The 15,625-nt window shown below is 44.4% G+C and carries 14 protein-coding genes; 4 read left to right on the top strand and 10 right to left on the bottom strand.

Annotation, left to right across the window (positions count from 1 at the left end):
- Positions 1-76: 76 nt before the first annotated feature.
- Positions 77-424 carry a hypothetical protein gene (locus H2O73_RS23410; RefSeq protein ID WP_438696030.1) on the bottom strand — a complete coding sequence of 116 codons (348 nt, stop codon included), beginning with the start codon at positions 422-424 and terminating at the stop codon, positions 77-79.
- Between the two features lie 248 nt (positions 425-672).
- Between H2O73_RS23410 and H2O73_RS00595 the strand changes: the two genes are divergently transcribed.
- The gene (locus H2O73_RS00595) at positions 673-1,284 is read left to right on the top strand and encodes a LysE family translocator (RefSeq protein WP_182105500.1); all 612 of its coding nucleotides are present in this window, start codon (positions 673-675) and stop codon (positions 1,282-1,284) included.
- Positions 1,285-1,881: 597 nt separating this feature from the next.
- Here H2O73_RS00595 and H2O73_RS00590 read toward each other — a convergent pair.
- The 5 genes from H2O73_RS00590 to H2O73_RS00570 all read right to left on the bottom strand — a co-directional run bounded on the left by H2O73_RS00590 (position 1,882) and on the right by H2O73_RS00570 (position 7,655).
- Positions 1,882-3,543: an electron transfer flavoprotein-ubiquinone oxidoreductase gene (locus H2O73_RS00590; protein WP_182105498.1), complete on the bottom strand. Its 1,662-nt coding sequence runs from the start codon at positions 3,541-3,543 to the stop codon at positions 1,882-1,884.
- A 143-nt stretch (positions 3,544-3,686) separates the two neighbouring features.
- Complete coding sequence (locus H2O73_RS00585) at positions 3,687-4,829, bottom strand: dihydrolipoamide acetyltransferase family protein (protein WP_182105496.1); 1,143 nt, start codon at positions 4,827-4,829, stop codon at positions 3,687-3,689.
- The gene (locus H2O73_RS00580) at positions 4,826-5,809 is read right to left on the bottom strand and encodes an alpha-ketoacid dehydrogenase subunit beta (RefSeq protein WP_182105494.1); all 984 of its coding nucleotides are present in this window, start codon (positions 5,807-5,809) and stop codon (positions 4,826-4,828) included. The genes H2O73_RS00585 and H2O73_RS00580 overlap by 4 nt, the downstream gene beginning before the upstream one ends.
- Entirely contained in the window at positions 5,802-6,896 is a 1,095-nt protein-coding gene (gene pdhA / locus H2O73_RS00575) for a pyruvate dehydrogenase (acetyl-transferring) E1 component subunit alpha (RefSeq protein WP_182105492.1), read from the bottom strand. Before pdhA ends, H2O73_RS00580 begins: the two co-directional genes overlap by 8 nt.
- A 603-nt stretch (positions 6,897-7,499) precedes the next feature.
- Positions 7,500-7,655 (bottom strand): hypothetical protein, encoded by a 156-nt coding sequence (locus tag H2O73_RS00570; RefSeq protein WP_182106969.1) that lies wholly within the window; start codon positions 7,653-7,655, stop codon positions 7,500-7,502.
- A gap of 149 nt (positions 7,656-7,804) precedes the next feature.
- Between H2O73_RS00570 and H2O73_RS00565 the strand changes: the two genes are divergently transcribed.
- Positions 7,805-8,674, top strand: a complete 870-nt coding sequence (locus tag H2O73_RS00565; protein WP_182105490.1) for an AraC family transcriptional regulator — start codon at positions 7,805-7,807, stop codon at positions 8,672-8,674.
- A 16-nt stretch (positions 8,675-8,690) separates the two neighbouring features.
- Here H2O73_RS00565 and H2O73_RS00560 read toward each other — a convergent pair whose 3' ends face one another.
- The 3 genes from H2O73_RS00560 to H2O73_RS00550 all read right to left on the bottom strand — a co-directional run bounded on the left by H2O73_RS00560 (position 8,691) and on the right by H2O73_RS00550 (position 10,903).
- On the bottom strand, positions 8,691-8,882 hold the full coding sequence (locus tag H2O73_RS00560; RefSeq protein WP_182105488.1) for a YwbE family protein: 192 nt from the start codon (positions 8,880-8,882) through the stop codon (positions 8,691-8,693).
- A 171-nt stretch (positions 8,883-9,053) separates the two neighbouring features.
- Entirely contained in the window at positions 9,054-10,346 is a 1,293-nt protein-coding gene (locus H2O73_RS00555) for a DEAD/DEAH box helicase (RefSeq protein WP_182105486.1), read from the bottom strand.
- Positions 10,347-10,525: 179 nt separating this feature from the next.
- Positions 10,526-10,903 carry a NirD/YgiW/YdeI family stress tolerance protein gene (locus H2O73_RS00550; protein ID WP_182105484.1) on the bottom strand — a complete coding sequence of 126 codons (378 nt, stop codon included), beginning with the start codon at positions 10,901-10,903 and terminating at the stop codon, positions 10,526-10,528.
- Between the two features lie 436 nt (positions 10,904-11,339).
- Between H2O73_RS00550 and fusA the strand changes: the two genes are divergently transcribed.
- A complete protein-coding gene (gene fusA, locus H2O73_RS00545; protein WP_182105482.1) occupies positions 11,340-13,355 on the top strand; it encodes an elongation factor G in 2,016 nt (671 codons plus the stop codon).
- A 365-nt stretch (positions 13,356-13,720) separates the two neighbouring features.
- Positions 13,721-15,298 (top strand): ABC-F family ATP-binding cassette domain-containing protein, encoded by a 1,578-nt coding sequence (locus H2O73_RS00540; RefSeq protein WP_182106878.1) that lies wholly within the window; start codon positions 13,721-13,723, stop codon positions 15,296-15,298.
- Positions 15,299-15,333: 35 nt separating this feature from the next.
- Here H2O73_RS00540 and H2O73_RS00535 read toward each other — a convergent pair whose 3' ends face one another.
- Entirely contained in the window at positions 15,334-15,624 is a 291-nt protein-coding gene (locus tag H2O73_RS00535; protein ID WP_182105480.1) for a hypothetical protein, read from the bottom strand.
- Between the last annotated feature and the right edge of the window lies 1 nt (position 15,625).

The following is a 15,625-nucleotide window of genomic DNA, read 5'->3' as shown; positions in this document are numbered from 1 at the left end:
GGCGTCGTTCATGTAAAGCAATTAACCCGCACGAGAGCCATTGCGGTAATACTGGCGACGAAACAGCGTGGCATCATCATTGAGCTATGTCGTAAATCTGGTCGTCAAAATAATCAAATCGTCCATCGTCATCGTACATTCTCGGTTTATAGGTATAACCCAAGTCTTCGCGGCGGCGTATGAAAAGTGCCGGAATATGTTTGATTCGAACAACCGGACCATAACCAGCAGCAGAGTGAACGGCTTGACAGTACGCATTGCCAAAGGTGAAGAAGTCTTGAATAAATCGCTTAAGATCACGACGAGACAAAACCGTCGAGACGCTGACAACATACGCCAACGTATTGCGCTTAAACTCAATCGGTGGCTCATATATGCCCTTAATCAGTGCTACTTCAAGATCGCTAAGAACATCGCTATTCACCTATGTAAACACCAAGCTATAAGAATAGCTCCCGTTGCTAGCATGAGATGAATGGCAAGACTTAACGTCACCACAATCAATCCTTGCTATGAGTTTTGCAACATGGCAAAGTTGTTACATGAAAAATTTTAAAACCTCAGTTGCTCACGCAGCAACGCATAATAACCTATTGAATGTACCTTGGTAACAGGTCATCAAAGACCAAGTTGTATCCAAAATTCGTATAATCAATAAGTTAAAGGTTTCAAATGACACTTTCAGTATTCGCGTCGCTATTCATTGTGACGCTACTCGGTACAATGACGCCGGGACAATCCGTTATCATGGTATCACGCAACACATTAGCAGGTGGTAGACTTCACGGTGTTGTTACTGCGTGCTCTCATGCAGTAGGCGTGGGCATCTATGCGGCACTCTCTCTCGCTGGTCTAGCACTCGCACTAAAGAACTCACCTGTATTCTTCAATCTAATAGCATACTCAGGTGCAGCATATTTGGCTTACCTAGGTGTGTGTTCACTGCGTTCTAAAGGTGGTCTATCAGATAAAATAACAGCAAGCAAAGATACAACACTGCTTGAGTCAGCGCGTGACGGCTTTCTTATTTCTCTGCTTAACCCTAAGATTATTATCTTCTTTCTAGCGTTGTTCAGTCAGTTCGTTGGCTACGCTGACAACTTCATGGGACGTCTAATCATTGTTCTAGTGCCAGTCATCCTTGATGCCCTTTGGTACTCACTGGTTGCTTGCTTCTTGTCTCGCCCTAGCACAATGACACGACTGCGCAAACATGCGGTATCAATTGATCGCTTGTCTGGTGTTGTGTTGATTGGTTTGGCTGTGAAAGTGTTGATGGTTTAAGGGAGGAGTTATGTTTGAAAAAGCTTGCTTTTATATTGGCAGTCTCTGCTTTGCTATTGGTATTGGTATTGCCATGGCAATATATCAATGGTAATTCCTGATATTTATTAAATAGACATGTACCGATAGCCACAACAGGTTATCGGTTACATTTGGACAGAAGTCTGTTAATCCTTATGCTCTAAATATGGATTTATTGCATAAGGTAAACTATCTCAATCACCAAGTGCTACACCGCTGCTATCGACATTTTTATTTACACTGTGGCGCTCTCGAATGGGAATTTGTGAGCCTAATTGATTTTATATTCCAAAAAAAGAAATGCATAGAGGGCGGCTGGCTATGCAGTCCATACTCAATCGTCTGGCAGTAGCGAGAATTTCATCGAAGTACGCTGTTGGCACGAAAAGCCAGTCTTTCTACAAGAGAAGGTGAGAGTCATGCAAGGTGATTAGGGGCGAGATCGAGCTAGCTTTGGCAAATCGACATAAACAGAGAGCCAATGAGTTAACGCTCTGACGCCGAAGGGGGCAAGAATCACTTAGCGAACCCTACTTGAGCAATGTGAAGCCTAAAAATCTTGCGTAATTGACTACACTACATATTCTGATAATTTGGTCCGCCACCGCCTTCAGGGGCTTGCCATGTGATGTTCTGCGATGGGTCCTTGATATCGCAGGTTTTACAATGCACACAGTTAGCCGCGTTAATTTGAAACCTTGTTTTCCCCTCCACCTCGATAATTTCATATACACCAGCAGGGCAGTAGCGCTGGCTGGGTTCATCAAATTTCGCTAAATGCACGTCGATAGGGATATGTGGCAAGGCAAGGTGTAAGTGGCAAGGCTGATTCTCTTCGTGCTGCGTACCAGATAAAAATACAGATGAGGGTTTGTCAAAACTGAACACGCCATCAGGCTTTTGGTAGGCTATTGGTTGGCACTCTTGAATGGGTTGCAATTGCTGATGATCAAATGATTGATCGGTGATTGTCCATGGTAACGGCTTCTTAACCAGTGGTTGCCATAGGTTGTGTTCAAACGTACAAAGCGCGCCACCAAGTAAACTGCCGAATTTATGAATGTTTGCGCCAAAATTACGAGTGTCGCGTAGCTCATTGTAAAGCCATGAGTTTTCAAATTCGTCTTGGTAATCAGGTTCTGGTTTTAATTGAGCCGCCGCTTTGAAAATAGCTTCTGCCGCTAACAAGCCGGATTTCATTGCAGTGTGGCTACCTTTTATCTTGGCAACATTCAACGTACCTGCATCACAGCCAATCAACACCCCTCCGGGAAACTGCTGTTTTGGTAATGAAGATAGCCCACCCTTGGCGATAGCCCTTGCTCCATAAGCGATGCACTGCGCGCCTTGCAAATATTGTTTAATGGCAGGGTGGTGTTTAAATCGCTGGAATTCAGCAAAAGGGTCGAGATAGGGATTGCTGTAATTTAGATCGACGATCAACCCAACTGATAATTGGTTGTTTTCCATGTGGTAAAGAAAACCGCCTCCGGTGGAGTTTGTTTCACTTAGAGGCCAACCTAATGAGTGGATAACACTGCCGCACTGATCCTTGGCATAGTCAGGCAGTTGCCATATTTCTTTCAAACCGAGTGCGTAGTGCTGTGGCTGTTTGCCATTATCTAAATCAAATTTTTGGATCAACTCTTTGCCCAAGTGCCCGCGGCAGCCTTCAGCGAAAACGGTGTACTTAGCCTTTAGCTCAATGCCCGCTTCAAAATTGGGCTTGGCATTACCAACTTTATCGACTCCCATATCGCAAGTGTTGATGCCTGTCACCGCTCCATTGGCATCATAGTTAATGGTTGACGCAGCAAAACCAGGGTAGATCTCGACACCGAGTGATTCAGCTTGATGAGCTAACCAGCGACACAAGTTTGCCAAGCTGATAACGTAGTTGTTGGGACCATTGTGCAGTGGTGTTGGGGTAAGAAAGTCGGGTACACGAATATGGTTGAATTGGTTGGTAAGAAAGAGCAACGCATCGTGCTGAACAGAAGCCGAGAGGGGGGCGTCCATATTTTGCCAATCAGGAAAGAGCTCATCAAGAGCGCGAGTTTCAAATACAGCGCCTGATAGAATGTGCGCCCCCACTTCAGCGCCTTTTTCTACCACACAGATTGATAGCGGCTCACCTTGCTGTTGCTGGTTTAATTGTGCCAAGCGACATGCTGCACTGAGACCAGCGGGACCAGCTCCGACGATCACTACGTCAAACGCCATGCATTCTCTTTCCATCTCTATGCTTCCCTTTTTAGCGACGATTTCTTACTTGCTGTATAAAAACTATAGCTTGGTTGGAAAATAGCCATTTAGGAAAAATTAGGGCTCCAATTGGAAGCCCTACATTCAATTCACTGAATAGAGCGCAGGATAGGAGCTTATACCGTAGCTCTTGTTAAGTGCTCAGCTAATGCTTTGGTAAATCTTGCAGCTTCACCACCAGTACAGGCTCGGTGATCAAAAGTAATCGACAATGGTAAGGCTTTGACTGCGATCGCTTGTCCATCACGAATGACCACTTTCTCGATGATCCTACCGGCACCAACAATCGCCACTTGTGGTGGTGTCACTACTGGAGTGGCGTAGATACCGGCAATCGCCCCAAAATTAGAGAGTGTTATGGTGGCGTGCTGCAATTGTTCTCGACCGATTTTTCTTTCACGAATCCCTTTTACCGTTTGATCCAACCAGCGGCGTACTTCTCGTGGCTCGAATTCATCGGCATGGCGAAGTACTGGTACATATAAGCCATGCTGGCTGTCTACAGCGATACCAATGTTGACAGTAGTGTGCACGCAACGAGTCATTGTTTCAGCATCAAACCATGCATTCATTGCGGGTTCTTCCTGACAAGCGTGGACGATGGCTTGGACAAGGCGAATACTAATGTCTTCACCTGATTTCCACTCATCCAAGGTTGCCTCTTCAGTAATGGTGACCGCTGCAATATTTTGGTGGGATTCCGTCATGGTTGCCACCATGGTACGGCGAGCACCTTTGAGCACTTCCGTACCAATGTGTTGTTTGCCTGCTTCTTGGTAGATGTCTGCATCTACGACCAAGCCATTGGGTCCGCTGCCTTTCACCGAGGATAGATCGACACCGAGTTTGTTGGCGAGTAAACGAGCCGATGGGAGGGCAGTGATCAGGTTATCTGTTGACGGGCTATGATCACCACCAATCCAGAAGTCATCAACATTCACCTTGTGTGCTTGCTGAGAAACGTTGCCAACCACGGTTGCTGCATCGGCGGTTTGTGATTGCTCTGAAGCGATGTGCTCGGATCCTGATTCGTCGATTTCAAGTAGTAAGGCACCAATGTTGATCACATCACCTTCTTCGCCATGGCGACGGACAATACGACCGCTATAAGGGGCAGGGACATCGACGGTTGCTTTTGCGGTTTCAACCGTGAGGACCACTTGATCGAGTTTGACCAAATCACCTGCATTTATGTGCCATTTTATGATTTCAGACTCAGCGAGACCCTCGCCGAGATCGGGTAAGTTAAATGTTTTCATTGCCAACCCTCCACAAGTTCGCGAGCTGCGAGCACGATGTCTTCTTCCTTGATCATGTAATAATCTTCGTTGCGATAGTAAGGCATGATGGTATCCATACCAGTGATGCGTTTGGGTGGTGCTTTAAGTAAACACATCGCGTGTTCAGCAGTTCTAGCCAGAAGCTCCGCACCAACGCCGCAGGTTTTGCTTGCTTCATGGACGACAAGAAGGCGCCCTGTTTTTTCTAAAGAACGGAAAATGGTGGCAGTATCGATTGGTTTGATACTTGCTAAATCAATGACCTCAACTTCAATGTCTCGATTTGATAACGTTTGTGCTGCTTGTAGTGACTCCACCACACAAGCGCCCCATGTGACCAAAGTAATATCGCGGCCTTTACGCAGAGTAAAGCAGGTGTCTAAAGGGAGTGCTTCACCGTTATCGACCACCTCAGATTTCACCGTGCGGTAGATGCGTTTCGGTTCAAAGAACATCACCGGATCGTTGCTTCGAATTGCAGCAAGCAGCAACCCATAAGCACGTTGAGGTGAAGATGGCACCACCACTTTGAATCCTGCGGTATGTGCAAAGAAAGCTTCAATGCTTTCTGAGTGATGCTCTGGTGCATGTATCCCGCCGCCAAATGGGGCTCGGAATACGGCGGGGCAGGTAAGGCGTCCTCGCGTACGGTTACGCATTCTTGCTGCATGACACATTAAATGTTCCATGGCAGGGAAAACAAAACCTTGGAATTGGAACTCGGCAATAGGTCGCAGCCCTTGTGTTGCCATGCCAACGGCGACACCGCCGATTAGCGCTTCCGCCAATGGCGTATCGATAACGCGTTTGAGCCCGTATTTCTGTTTGAGACCAACCGTTGCACGGAATACGCCGCCGTTATCGCCGACGTCTTCACCGAGTAGGACGACGTTCTGATCATGTTCCATTTCATAATGCAGTGCGAGGTTGACTGCTTCAACTAGGGTGATTTCAGCCATGCTTCCCTCCCTGCATTCGCATTGCTTTATTGATCAGCGTATCCCTTTGAGCATGAAGCTCTTGAGGAAGTGATTCATATAAGAAGTCAAAGCCCGTTTCTGGCGCTTGAATGGGCATGTTAAGGTAGCGTTCGACCGCTAATTCAACTTGTTCTTTGCACTGTTCTTGCCACTGATGTTCTTGATCGTCGCTCCACATTGCTTGATTAATCAAAAAGGTTTTGAGACGACGAATTGGCTCATATTGCCATGCGGTTTGTACTTCATCTTCGTTGCGATAGCGGGTGGCATCGTCGGCTGTGGTGTGGTCACTTAGGCGGTAACTGACCGCTTCGATGAGCGTGGCGCCTTTGCCTTTTCTTGCGCGCTCTAGGGCGGTGATGGTCGCGTCATAGACGGCAATAACGTCATTACCATCAACGGTGATGCCGGGAATACCAGCCCCCTTGGCTTTTTCAGACAAAAATTCAGCAGCACATTGCAAACTGCGCGGGACGGAAATCGCCCATTGATTATTGTTGACCACGAAAACTAACGGGATGTTCCATGCTCCCGCACAGTTGATTGATTCGAGAAAATCTCCTTTGGAGGTGGCACCATCACCACACATAACTAAAGCCGCTTCGTGGTTGCCTTGGATTTTTAGTGCTGAAGCAACGCCTACAGCGTGGGTGCATTGCGTGGCGATAGGAACGCAGAAAGGTAAGTCTCGATTGGGAACTGAACTCTCTTCAGGGGCGAAATCGCTACCTCGTTCATCACCTCCCCAATATTGCAGATTTTTCTCCATGCCAATACCACGGCACCACATCGCGGGCATGTCTCGATAGTAAGGGACAAATACATCGTTAGCTTTAAGCGCTCGACCTACTGCAACACCAGTGGCTTCCGATCCAAGGTGCGAAGGGTAAGTGCCTAATTTCCCTGTGCGTTGCAATGCAACGGCTTTGTTGTCGTAGGTGCGGGTTAAGACCATGTCTTGATAAAACCCGACCAAGGTTTCTAAATCAGCCCAGTTGGGTAGTTGGGTGATGAGGGTCCCATTATGGTCGATAAACCGATGCATGGGTAATGCCTGAACATTCATCTCAAGCTCCTTTTGACGCTGCGTGTCTTTTGGACTGCAGCTGCTCAGAGTGTAACCAAAGCCTGTATGGGTACTCAGGCTTCGACATTAGCCAAAAGGTTATACCTAGGTTGTTGCTGTTTTGTTAACTATCAACACGCCTAGTTCTCTTCTCTAGCAAAACTGTGTTCTGGTAAAACACGAGGCGCCGCATAATACTGCTGTTTACATTACCTAATCTAGTGATGAATTTTGGTATAACCAGATACAGTAAGTGTAAACAAGTTGTTAAATAATGCTTTAATTTTAGCTAGTAACCACAGTAAAGTTTCGCTTACATGGCACTTTTGTAGGGTAAAAAACTGGTTTATAGGATTCTACGCGTTGAGAATTGAATAGAATCACTGGGTTTAGTGATAAATTTGCAACAAAATTATGCAATAGATGATTGGGAAAGACGAACGAGCAGCGGGGGAGCGGTCCAGAGTGTTTTTCATCAGTCGTTTAAGGACACATACCAGCGGCAGTGTCCTATTTTATTTAACTCAATATTCAACGAAGTACGGTGGGTATCTTAATTCAAGGTGGCGGTTTTTCTCCTCCCCATATCTCCATCAGTCAGACTTACTCTAAATCGTTTTTCATCTCATTAGGTGACTGGTAGCCGTAGTACTTCCATAGATCTTTGTTCGAAATACGATATCCATAAACGACTTCTTTAATCCACATTTTGCGGTTTTCGGTGACTAGCTGATGAAGGGTTTTCATAAATTGATTCATAGTATCGTCCTGATGTTGATTCGTTAGTCATACTCTAGCGTCAGGTATTAACTTTCAGGAGTTACATACGCTTAGATGGTAGTACTATTCGCTTATATTTTATTCTTGATGTAGGCTGCAAATACTCAATCAGTACTTTATGGATAAATATGAAGGGGAAGTTGGAGCGTGTGCCTCAGCGAATAGGCGCATCTTGGCGATATAAAATAATACTCGAACCATGCAAAAGCTATGGTTGGCATCGGCACAACGAGTATGAAATTGCCATTCATCGTAATTGCACGGGGCACTATTTTGTAGGTCACTACAATAGCGAGCTCTATCATAATCACATGATTTTGATGGGACCGGGCTTACCTCACGCAATTTATTCTGACTCTATCAGTGACTCAGATACAAATAAAACATATGTCATATGGTTTAGGAAGCCGTGGATAGATGCTTTAATTAATCAGTGCCAAGAACTCAAACCATTAAAAGCATTGCTTGAAGATGCAAATCGTGGCTTAGAATTCTCAACAGAGACGGCTGAGCAAGTGGTGAATCTATTGGAGGATGTATCGGAGATGGCACCATCAAAGCAGCTCGCGACTTTGATGACCATCTTTGATCTATTGCTTGAGGATAATAATACGGTTCGTTTGAGCAATTCAACGGTCAAGACGACCAGCCAAGAACACAGTCGGACTAAAGATAATATTGAAAAAACAGAAGCGTATTTGTTGGCGCATTTTAATGAAAAAATATCTTTGAGCCACCTCGCTAAGCATTTATTTCTTAGTGAAAGCAGCGTGCGAAGATTGTTTTCAACACATTTTACTGAGAGTTTTAGCCAGCATTTAAAGAAAATTCGCCTCAATATTGCTTGTGATATGTTGGTCAATACAGACCTTCCAGTCAGTATAATTCTTGAGAAGGTAGGGTACGAGAACCAAGCGAATTTTAATCGTCAATTTAAAGCTTATAAACGAGTAACCCCAAATGGCTATCGTGAAGCAATGAAGCGTTTCTCGTCTTAGGCTAGAAGAGGCGTGATTAATTGATCTCTTTTACACGTCCCACATCACCGCTTTCTAAGCGAACTTTGATCCCGTGCGGGTGATTCGGTGATTTGGTTAGAATGTCTTTTACAATCCCCGGGGTTAGGTTACCGCTTCGTTGATCTTTTTTAAGAACGATGTTTACTTTTGAACCTATCTGGATATTTGTTCGAACTGTCCCACTCATTACCTTTACCTCTAACGTTCAGTATTAAATCAATGGCTTGAATATTTATATAACGTCGCTTTTTATAACAAAGCTTTTTGCAACAAAGCGTTAATAACACAGTTTTGTTATGAAGCAGCGACGTTATGTTGGCATCCCCAAAGAAACACTTGGGGGCTTAGGGATGCGCCCCTAGTTTCTTAACCAAATATCGGCGTTATTAAGTGCTTTCTTCTTACGCTTTTTCTTGCCGGTACCTTCAGGTTTTGCCTGTGGTTTATTCGCCGCTAACATCTCTTCAGTGATGACTTCATTAACTTCGAACCCTTCAACTTGCTCACGCTCTAGACGAATTTTGTTCTTTTTCTCGATAATGCTGAAATGATGAGTATCTTCATAATCAATCAATGATAAGGCGAGACCTATTTCGCCTGCACGACCACTTCGACCGATACGATGCATGTAGTCTGCAGGGCTTCTTGGTAAATCAAAGTTGATCACAACTGGTAGCTTTTCAATGTCTAAGCCTCGAGCGGCAATATCAGTGGCAATAAGCACTTCAATCTCACCTGACTTAAATGCATCAAGAATACGCGTACGATAGCCTTGCCCTTTGTCACCATGGAAGACATCAGCTTCGATGCCACGTTTATAGAGCTTATCAGCCAAATGCTCACAGCTGTTTTTAGCATTAACGAAAACAAGCGCCTGTCGCCATTGGTGCTTTTTAATCAAGTGGGCTAGTACCGCAGTTTTCTCGCCTTTATTGACGTTAAAAACACGTTGTACGACAGTACTGGCATCATCACTTTGAAGTTGGATCTCAATAGGGTTGTTTAGTAACTCTTGAGTTAATGCTTGTACTTGTTCAGGGAAGGTCGCTGAAAACAACAGTGTTTGTTTTTGTCTAGGTAATTGGTTTAACAATTCAGCCAGTTCTTCAGTAAAGCCAAGGCTTAACATTCGATCGGCTTCATCCAGCACTAACGTTTTTACTCGGTCGAGTTTTATCGCATTGCTGGAGATCAAATCGAGTAATCGACCAGGGGTTGCCACCAAAATGTCGGTGCCGCCACGAAGAGCGAGTCTTTGTGTGTTGGTTGATACGCCGCCAAAAACAGCAACTGTTTTAATCGCGCCATGGAAGTGTACGGCGTATGACTTAATGCTATCGGCAACCTGTTTAGCAAGTTCACGTGTTGGTACTAAAATTAGCCCAGCAACGTAGTTACCTTTGCGGTCTTTTGCATGCGTGGTTGTTTGTTGCTTAAAAATGGTCTGCAACATTGGCAGCGCAAAAGCAGCCGTTTTACCTGACCCTGTATTAGCACCTGCAATTAGGTCACGTCCTGCTAACACACTTGGAATAACTTGCGCTTGTATCGGTGTAGGCTGTTGATATTCCAGCTCTATTAGTCGAGCTAACAAAGGTTGGATTAGGGCAAGTTCAGTAAAGGTGCAGCTTGGCGTTTTGGCAGTAGTCATTGAGTAATAAAGGCTCTAGCGAAAATAATGGCGAGCATCTTAGCGTATTTGTCTGTTGTGAAGTAGCACTATGACGGTTTCACCTAATTAATGCGGATCTTTCGTGGATAATCGGTAGGGCTAAAAATGACAAAAAGAGCCAGTTTATTGACTGGCTCTTTTCAATGGTTAATCAGTGATTACATCACTCGCAGTACGTCTACGTCGATTTTTGTGCCTGAAATGTCTTTATCAATTTCACCAACGATTTGTACCTTGTTTTCAGGAGTCGCAGATTGGTTCATCCATTTGTCGTTATCGATTTCGATAGTAATCTCACCGGTGCTGTCGGTGAAAATGTACATTTCACCGCCTAGTGATGACTTGATGTTGCCCGTTAGAGTGACAGGCATATCATCACTAAATGTTCCAGCGTCGAATACTTGCTGAATGGTAGTGATACCTTGGGTTGGACCGTTAAAACCAGAGGCATTGTTTTCAGTGCCTTGGAAGCCTTGAGCGAATGCAGAAGTAGAGGCTGCAAGAATTAGAGTCGTAACGAGCATTTTTGTTTTCATTTTTGTTTTCCACTGTGTGTTAGAACAGCTACCAATATAAAATTGTGAACCTGAACACAGAATGAATGACTTTGTTACATTCTAATTTCTTGACAAATTTTTGTTGAATTCAACATCAGTGAGACGGAATTATACCGCACCGCTTTTTCTGTGGTGAGAAATTGCGTTGGATTTGTCACTTTGTTGAACCCCATTAAAGGTGATTTTTGTTAAATAGATTAGAATGTAATCAAAGCAGCTTGAAATAAGTCACATAAATATTGTCGTTGATGCGGCACGCTAGTTAAGCCCTCTTATCATCAATGACTGAGGTACCTATGCATAGAGTCATCCGAAAAATGACATGGAAGACGAGAAGGCGGTAAACCCGCCCACTTAAGCCACTTTTTAGCCTGAAATCAGGTTGTCTTCTCTCGTCATCTCGCAAGGAGGCTCTATGCCTATCAATAAGATTCGCAACATTGCGTTTGTTGGTCAAACAGGTACAGGCAAAACCACGCTGATCGAAAAACTGCTTTTTGTTTCAGAGGCAACAACGCATTTAGGATGCGTCGAAAAAGGGGATACAGTCACCGACTTTGATGCCCAGTCCATACAATATCAACGTAGCATTGAAGCAACCCCCGTGACACTCGCTTGGCAAAAACACCGGCTCAATATTATTGACACTCCGGGGCAAAGTGAACTGTTAGGTAGAACCCTCAGCATATTCCCCGCAGTAGAAACCTCAGCTCTTGTTATTGACCCGCAAACACCGATAAATCAAACAGCCAACCGACTATTTGCATTTGCGAAAGAGCAGAAAAAATGCCAAATGATCATCATTAATAAGTTGGATAACCACGGTAATAAGCTGGAACAAATTTTAGATGAAATTTTTGACCATTTTGGTGATAACTGCCTACCAATAAATCTTCCTTCAGCAGATGGACAATCTGTGGTTGATTGCTATTTTGATCCTCAACCTGAACAAGAGACAATGGTGTCTAATGTGAGTGAAGCTTATGAAACGCTTATTGATCAGGTCATAGAGGTCGATGAAGAGTTGATGGAGTTGTACCTTGAACAAGGTTCAGAGCTCACGCCTGAGCAGCTTCATGACCCATTTGAAGAAGCGCTTCGAACTCACCATGTTATCCCAATTTGTTTTGTGTCGGCACAAACAGGGGCAGGGGTGGAATTGTTGCTGAAAACCCTCAGCGAAATTATGCCAATGCCAAATGAAGGTAACCCACCACTGCTTGAAAAAAATGGTCAGAAGGTAAAAGTAAATTGTGAAACGCTAGAGCATAGTGTCGCTCATGTTTACAAAGTTAGTGTTGACCCTTATATGGGCAAGCTGGCGTATTTACGTGTTTTCCAAGGAGAGATAACGGCGGGTAGCCAGTTGTATATTGGTGGCAGTAATAAATCTTTTAAAATAGGGCACCTATACCAGTTACAAGGGAAAGAGCGATATGAAATTCATAAGGCATTAGCTGGAGATTTCTGCGTTCTGGCGAAAGTGGATGAGTTAGAGTTTGACTCCATCGTACATGACTCGCATGCCGAAGATGATGTGCAATTAAAAACACTCAATTTCCCGAACTCGATGTACTCGATCAGTTTGAAAACGAAAAAACGCGGTGATGAACAGAAACTGGGTGATGTCCTTAACCGTATTGTGAGTGAAGATCCTTCGTTACGCATTGAACATCGTACCCGCACTAATGAGACCATCCTTAGCGGTCAAGGCGAGTTTCACCTAAAAGTTGCCTTAGAAAAAATGTCGAATATTTATAAGTTAGATGTCGATACCGATCAACCAAGTGTGGAATATTTTGAAACCATAACGAAAGCGGCGGAAGGGCAATACCGTCACAAAAAGCAAAGTGGTGGTGCGGGGCAGTTTGGTGAAGTTCAGCTAAAGGTTCGTCCATTAGAGCGTGGAGCAGGGTTTCATTTTGTTAATAAAGTCGTGGGTGGCTCTATTCCGACATCGCTACTTCCTGCGGTTGAAAAAGGTATTTATCAGGCGCTGGAGGAGGGGGCGATTTCCGGTAATCCAATTAAAGATCTGGAAGTCACCGTTTATGATGGCAAATATCATTCTGTTGACTCAAAAGAGATCGCCTTTGTTATTGCGGGTAAAAAGGCATTTTTAGATGCGGTCAACAATGCGGCGCCTATTGTTTTGGAGCCTATCGTGCAAATGGAATTGTATATCCCTACATCTAGTGTGGGTGATGTGTCGGGTGATTTGTCCGGTAACCGTGGCTTGATTGAAGGTACAGAGCCTGAGGCGAATAACTTTACCATTTTAAAGGCGAAAGCACCGGTTAATGAGCTACAAGATTATGCGCGAAGGCTTCGTTCACTCACGGGTGGTGAAGGTACGTTCAATATGACATTGAGTCACTATGAACCTGCGCCGCCGAATGTACAAAACCGAGTGTGTGACGATATCGCTTAACATTTAGACCGAGTAAAACAAACGAACAAAACACCGTGGTTCAATGCGGTGTTTTGTTCTAATCATGGCTCGCAGAAACAATTACCTATTACAAAGTTGCTTGATTTACAGACGTTACAATGGTTAGAATTTCACCATCATTTCTATAAGAGATTACGCCAACATGAAGAACTAAACCTGTCATCCATATTTCATATTATTTTTTGGATTCACAGGGTTAGTAGGCGTAGCTCACTTTCCGATATATCGTTACTTATCGCTATAAAACCGTTTTTATATGGTGTTAACCAGAATGGGTGACGATCTATTTTCTTACTAGATTGCGTGTCGCTGCGGCTGTTGTCCCTGTTTACAGGAGGCAAATGATGCCAGTTTTACAGTTTTCTAATATCAATCATCAATTTGACAACGGTGACCAGTTGTTTCAGCAGCTATCGGGCTCAATGGGAGAGAGTCGTGTTGGCTTAGTCGGACGAAATGGCGTTGGAAAATCAATTTTAATCTCAATTTTGGTTGGGGAAATAACGCCGACGGAGGGCAGTGTTGTTTTATCTTCCTCCTTTGCAATCTACAAGCAACAACCGTCTGAATTGCTGGCGAGTGAACTCTCTATTGCGCAGTTTCTCGGAAAAAGTGCAGTGCTTGAGGCAATAAATCAGATTGAGGATGGTGCGTATTCGGAAGCTCTATTTGAGATAGTGGGTGAGGAATGGGACCTACTCAGTCGACTTGGGCAACAGCTTCTGGCGATGGGTTTGCCGCAAGACCCGTACTTTCCTTGTGCCAAGCTCAGCGGAGGGCAATTGGCTCGATTGCAGTTATGGCAATTGTTTGAGAGTGATGCTCAATTATTGGTTCTTGATGAGCCTTCCAACCACCTAGATACAGCTAGTAAGCAATGGTTAATTGAGCGTATTAAAGCGTTTAAAGGGGCTATTTTACTGGTTAGCCACGATAGAGAACTACTCAGAGAAGTGAATGAAATTTGGGATCTTTCAAGCCTCGGTTTAACTGTGTTTGGTGGCAACTACGATTTCTATACAGAGCAGAAACAGACAGAACGCCTTGCGGTTGAGAGGCGGATGGCGCATATCAATAAGCAACAAAAACAGTTGGAAGAGCAAGCTCAGCGAAATAGAGAGAAAGCCGAACAGCGAGCCTCTCATGGTAAGCGAATGCGAAAAGACGGTAGCCAACCTAAAATTCTATTAGATGCGAAAAAAGAGAGTGCAACGGCACGCGCTTCGAATAGCAGCAAGAATGAACAGTTGAGACGCGCCTATTTGCAGCAGCAAGAGCAGGTATTGGCATTGAGGCAAGAGCACCTTCGAGGGCAGAATCTCTATTTGAATAGCATGCCAAGCCGGTCAATAAAAGTCGTAACAATGTTTGATGGAGTACTACCATTTACTCATCTTGCACCCTTGACCTTTCAGGTATGTGCTAACGAAAAAATCCACCTCGCCGGTAAGAACGGTTGCGGCAAATCAACGCTATTGAAAGTGTTGCAAGGTGAGGTCGCTCTTCTTCAAGGGACGATACAAGTCAATACTTCGCTTTATTATCTAGACCAACATTTTGCTGTAATTAACCCCCAACTTTCGATGTTGGACAACTTATTACAGTATTGTGAGGGGCTTGCAGAGAGTGATGCAAGGACATTGTTGGCAGGGATCGGCTTTCGCCGTGACAGCGTTTTTCGCCTTGGTGAAGTGCTAAGCGGTGGTGAGAAAATGAAACTGGCGATGTTGATTGTCAGCCATCAGAGAAGCCAACCCTTGTTACTGTTGGATGAGCCAGATAATCACTTGGATTTGGAGTCAAAAATTGTGCTCGCTCAAGCGCTCAGTGCCTATCAAGGGGGCTATATTCTGGTGAGTCATGATGATGATTTTATTGTTGAGTCAGGGCCTTCTCGTCAGATTGAACTGGAATCAACATAATCTGGCGAACTATAGTAAAAGATGACCAAGGATGGTCATAGCAGCTTTAATGCGCTGCGTTCTGATGAAATCGTCAGTGTAATGTCTGATAAACCCATTTCAGTGGCTAAGTCATGTGAATAGTCTTTACGCTGCCAAAAGTAGCTAGAGACGACTTTGCTGCTTGTCGATGGTTCCAATATAAACAGCAACTCTTCAAGGAAATACCTGACTTCTGCCCTTTGGTAGTAATCAAGGATACGTTGCTTAGAGTCTGGGTCGATAATGCTGAACCCATTGCAGCGACATTGATGTTTATAGATGAAGGTGACAGTTTCACTTACCATT

This window comes from Vibrio marinisediminis (assembly GCF_014050145.1).
Classification (GTDB): Bacteria; Pseudomonadota; Gammaproteobacteria; order Enterobacterales; family Vibrionaceae; genus Vibrio; species Vibrio marinisediminis.
This window is presented reverse-complemented; position numbering and strand designations above follow the sequence as displayed.

Excerpts from the sequence above, each read along its gene's own strand:
- H2O73_RS00595 (WP_182105500.1), top strand. The coding sequence starts at position 673 with ATGACACTTTCAGTATTCGCGTCGCTATTCATTGTGACGCTACTCGGT.
- H2O73_RS00590 (WP_182105498.1), bottom strand. The coding sequence starts at position 3,543 with ATGGAAAGAGAATGCATGGCGTTTGACGTAGTGATCGTCGGAGCTGGT.
- H2O73_RS00585 (WP_182105496.1), bottom strand. The coding sequence starts at position 4,829 with ATGAAAACATTTAACTTACCCGATCTCGGCGAGGGTCTCGCTGAGTCT.
- H2O73_RS00580 (WP_182105494.1), bottom strand. The coding sequence starts at position 5,809 with ATGGCTGAAATCACCCTAGTTGAAGCAGTCAACCTCGCACTGCATTAT.
- pdhA (WP_182105492.1), bottom strand. The coding sequence starts at position 6,896 with ATGAATGTTCAGGCATTACCCATGCATCGGTTTATCGACCATAATGGG.
- H2O73_RS00570 (WP_182106969.1), bottom strand. The coding sequence starts at position 7,655 with ATGAATCAATTTATGAAAACCCTTCATCAGCTAGTCACCGAAAACCGC.
- H2O73_RS00565 (WP_182105490.1), top strand. The coding sequence starts at position 7,805 with ATGAAGGGGAAGTTGGAGCGTGTGCCTCAGCGAATAGGCGCATCTTGG.
- H2O73_RS00560 (WP_182105488.1), bottom strand. The coding sequence starts at position 8,882 with ATGAGTGGGACAGTTCGAACAAATATCCAGATAGGTTCAAAAGTAAAC.
- H2O73_RS00555 (WP_182105486.1), bottom strand. The coding sequence starts at position 10,346 with ATGACTACTGCCAAAACGCCAAGCTGCACCTTTACTGAACTTGCCCTA.
- H2O73_RS00550 (WP_182105484.1), bottom strand. The coding sequence starts at position 10,903 with ATGAAAACAAAAATGCTCGTTACGACTCTAATTCTTGCAGCCTCTACT.
- fusA (WP_182105482.1), top strand. The coding sequence starts at position 11,340 with ATGCCTATCAATAAGATTCGCAACATTGCGTTTGTTGGTCAAACAGGT.
- H2O73_RS00540 (WP_182106878.1), top strand. The coding sequence starts at position 13,721 with ATGCCAGTTTTACAGTTTTCTAATATCAATCATCAATTTGACAACGGT.
- H2O73_RS00535 (WP_182105480.1), bottom strand. The coding sequence starts at position 15,624 with ATGGTAAGTGAAACTGTCACCTTCATCTATAAACATCAATGTCGCTGC.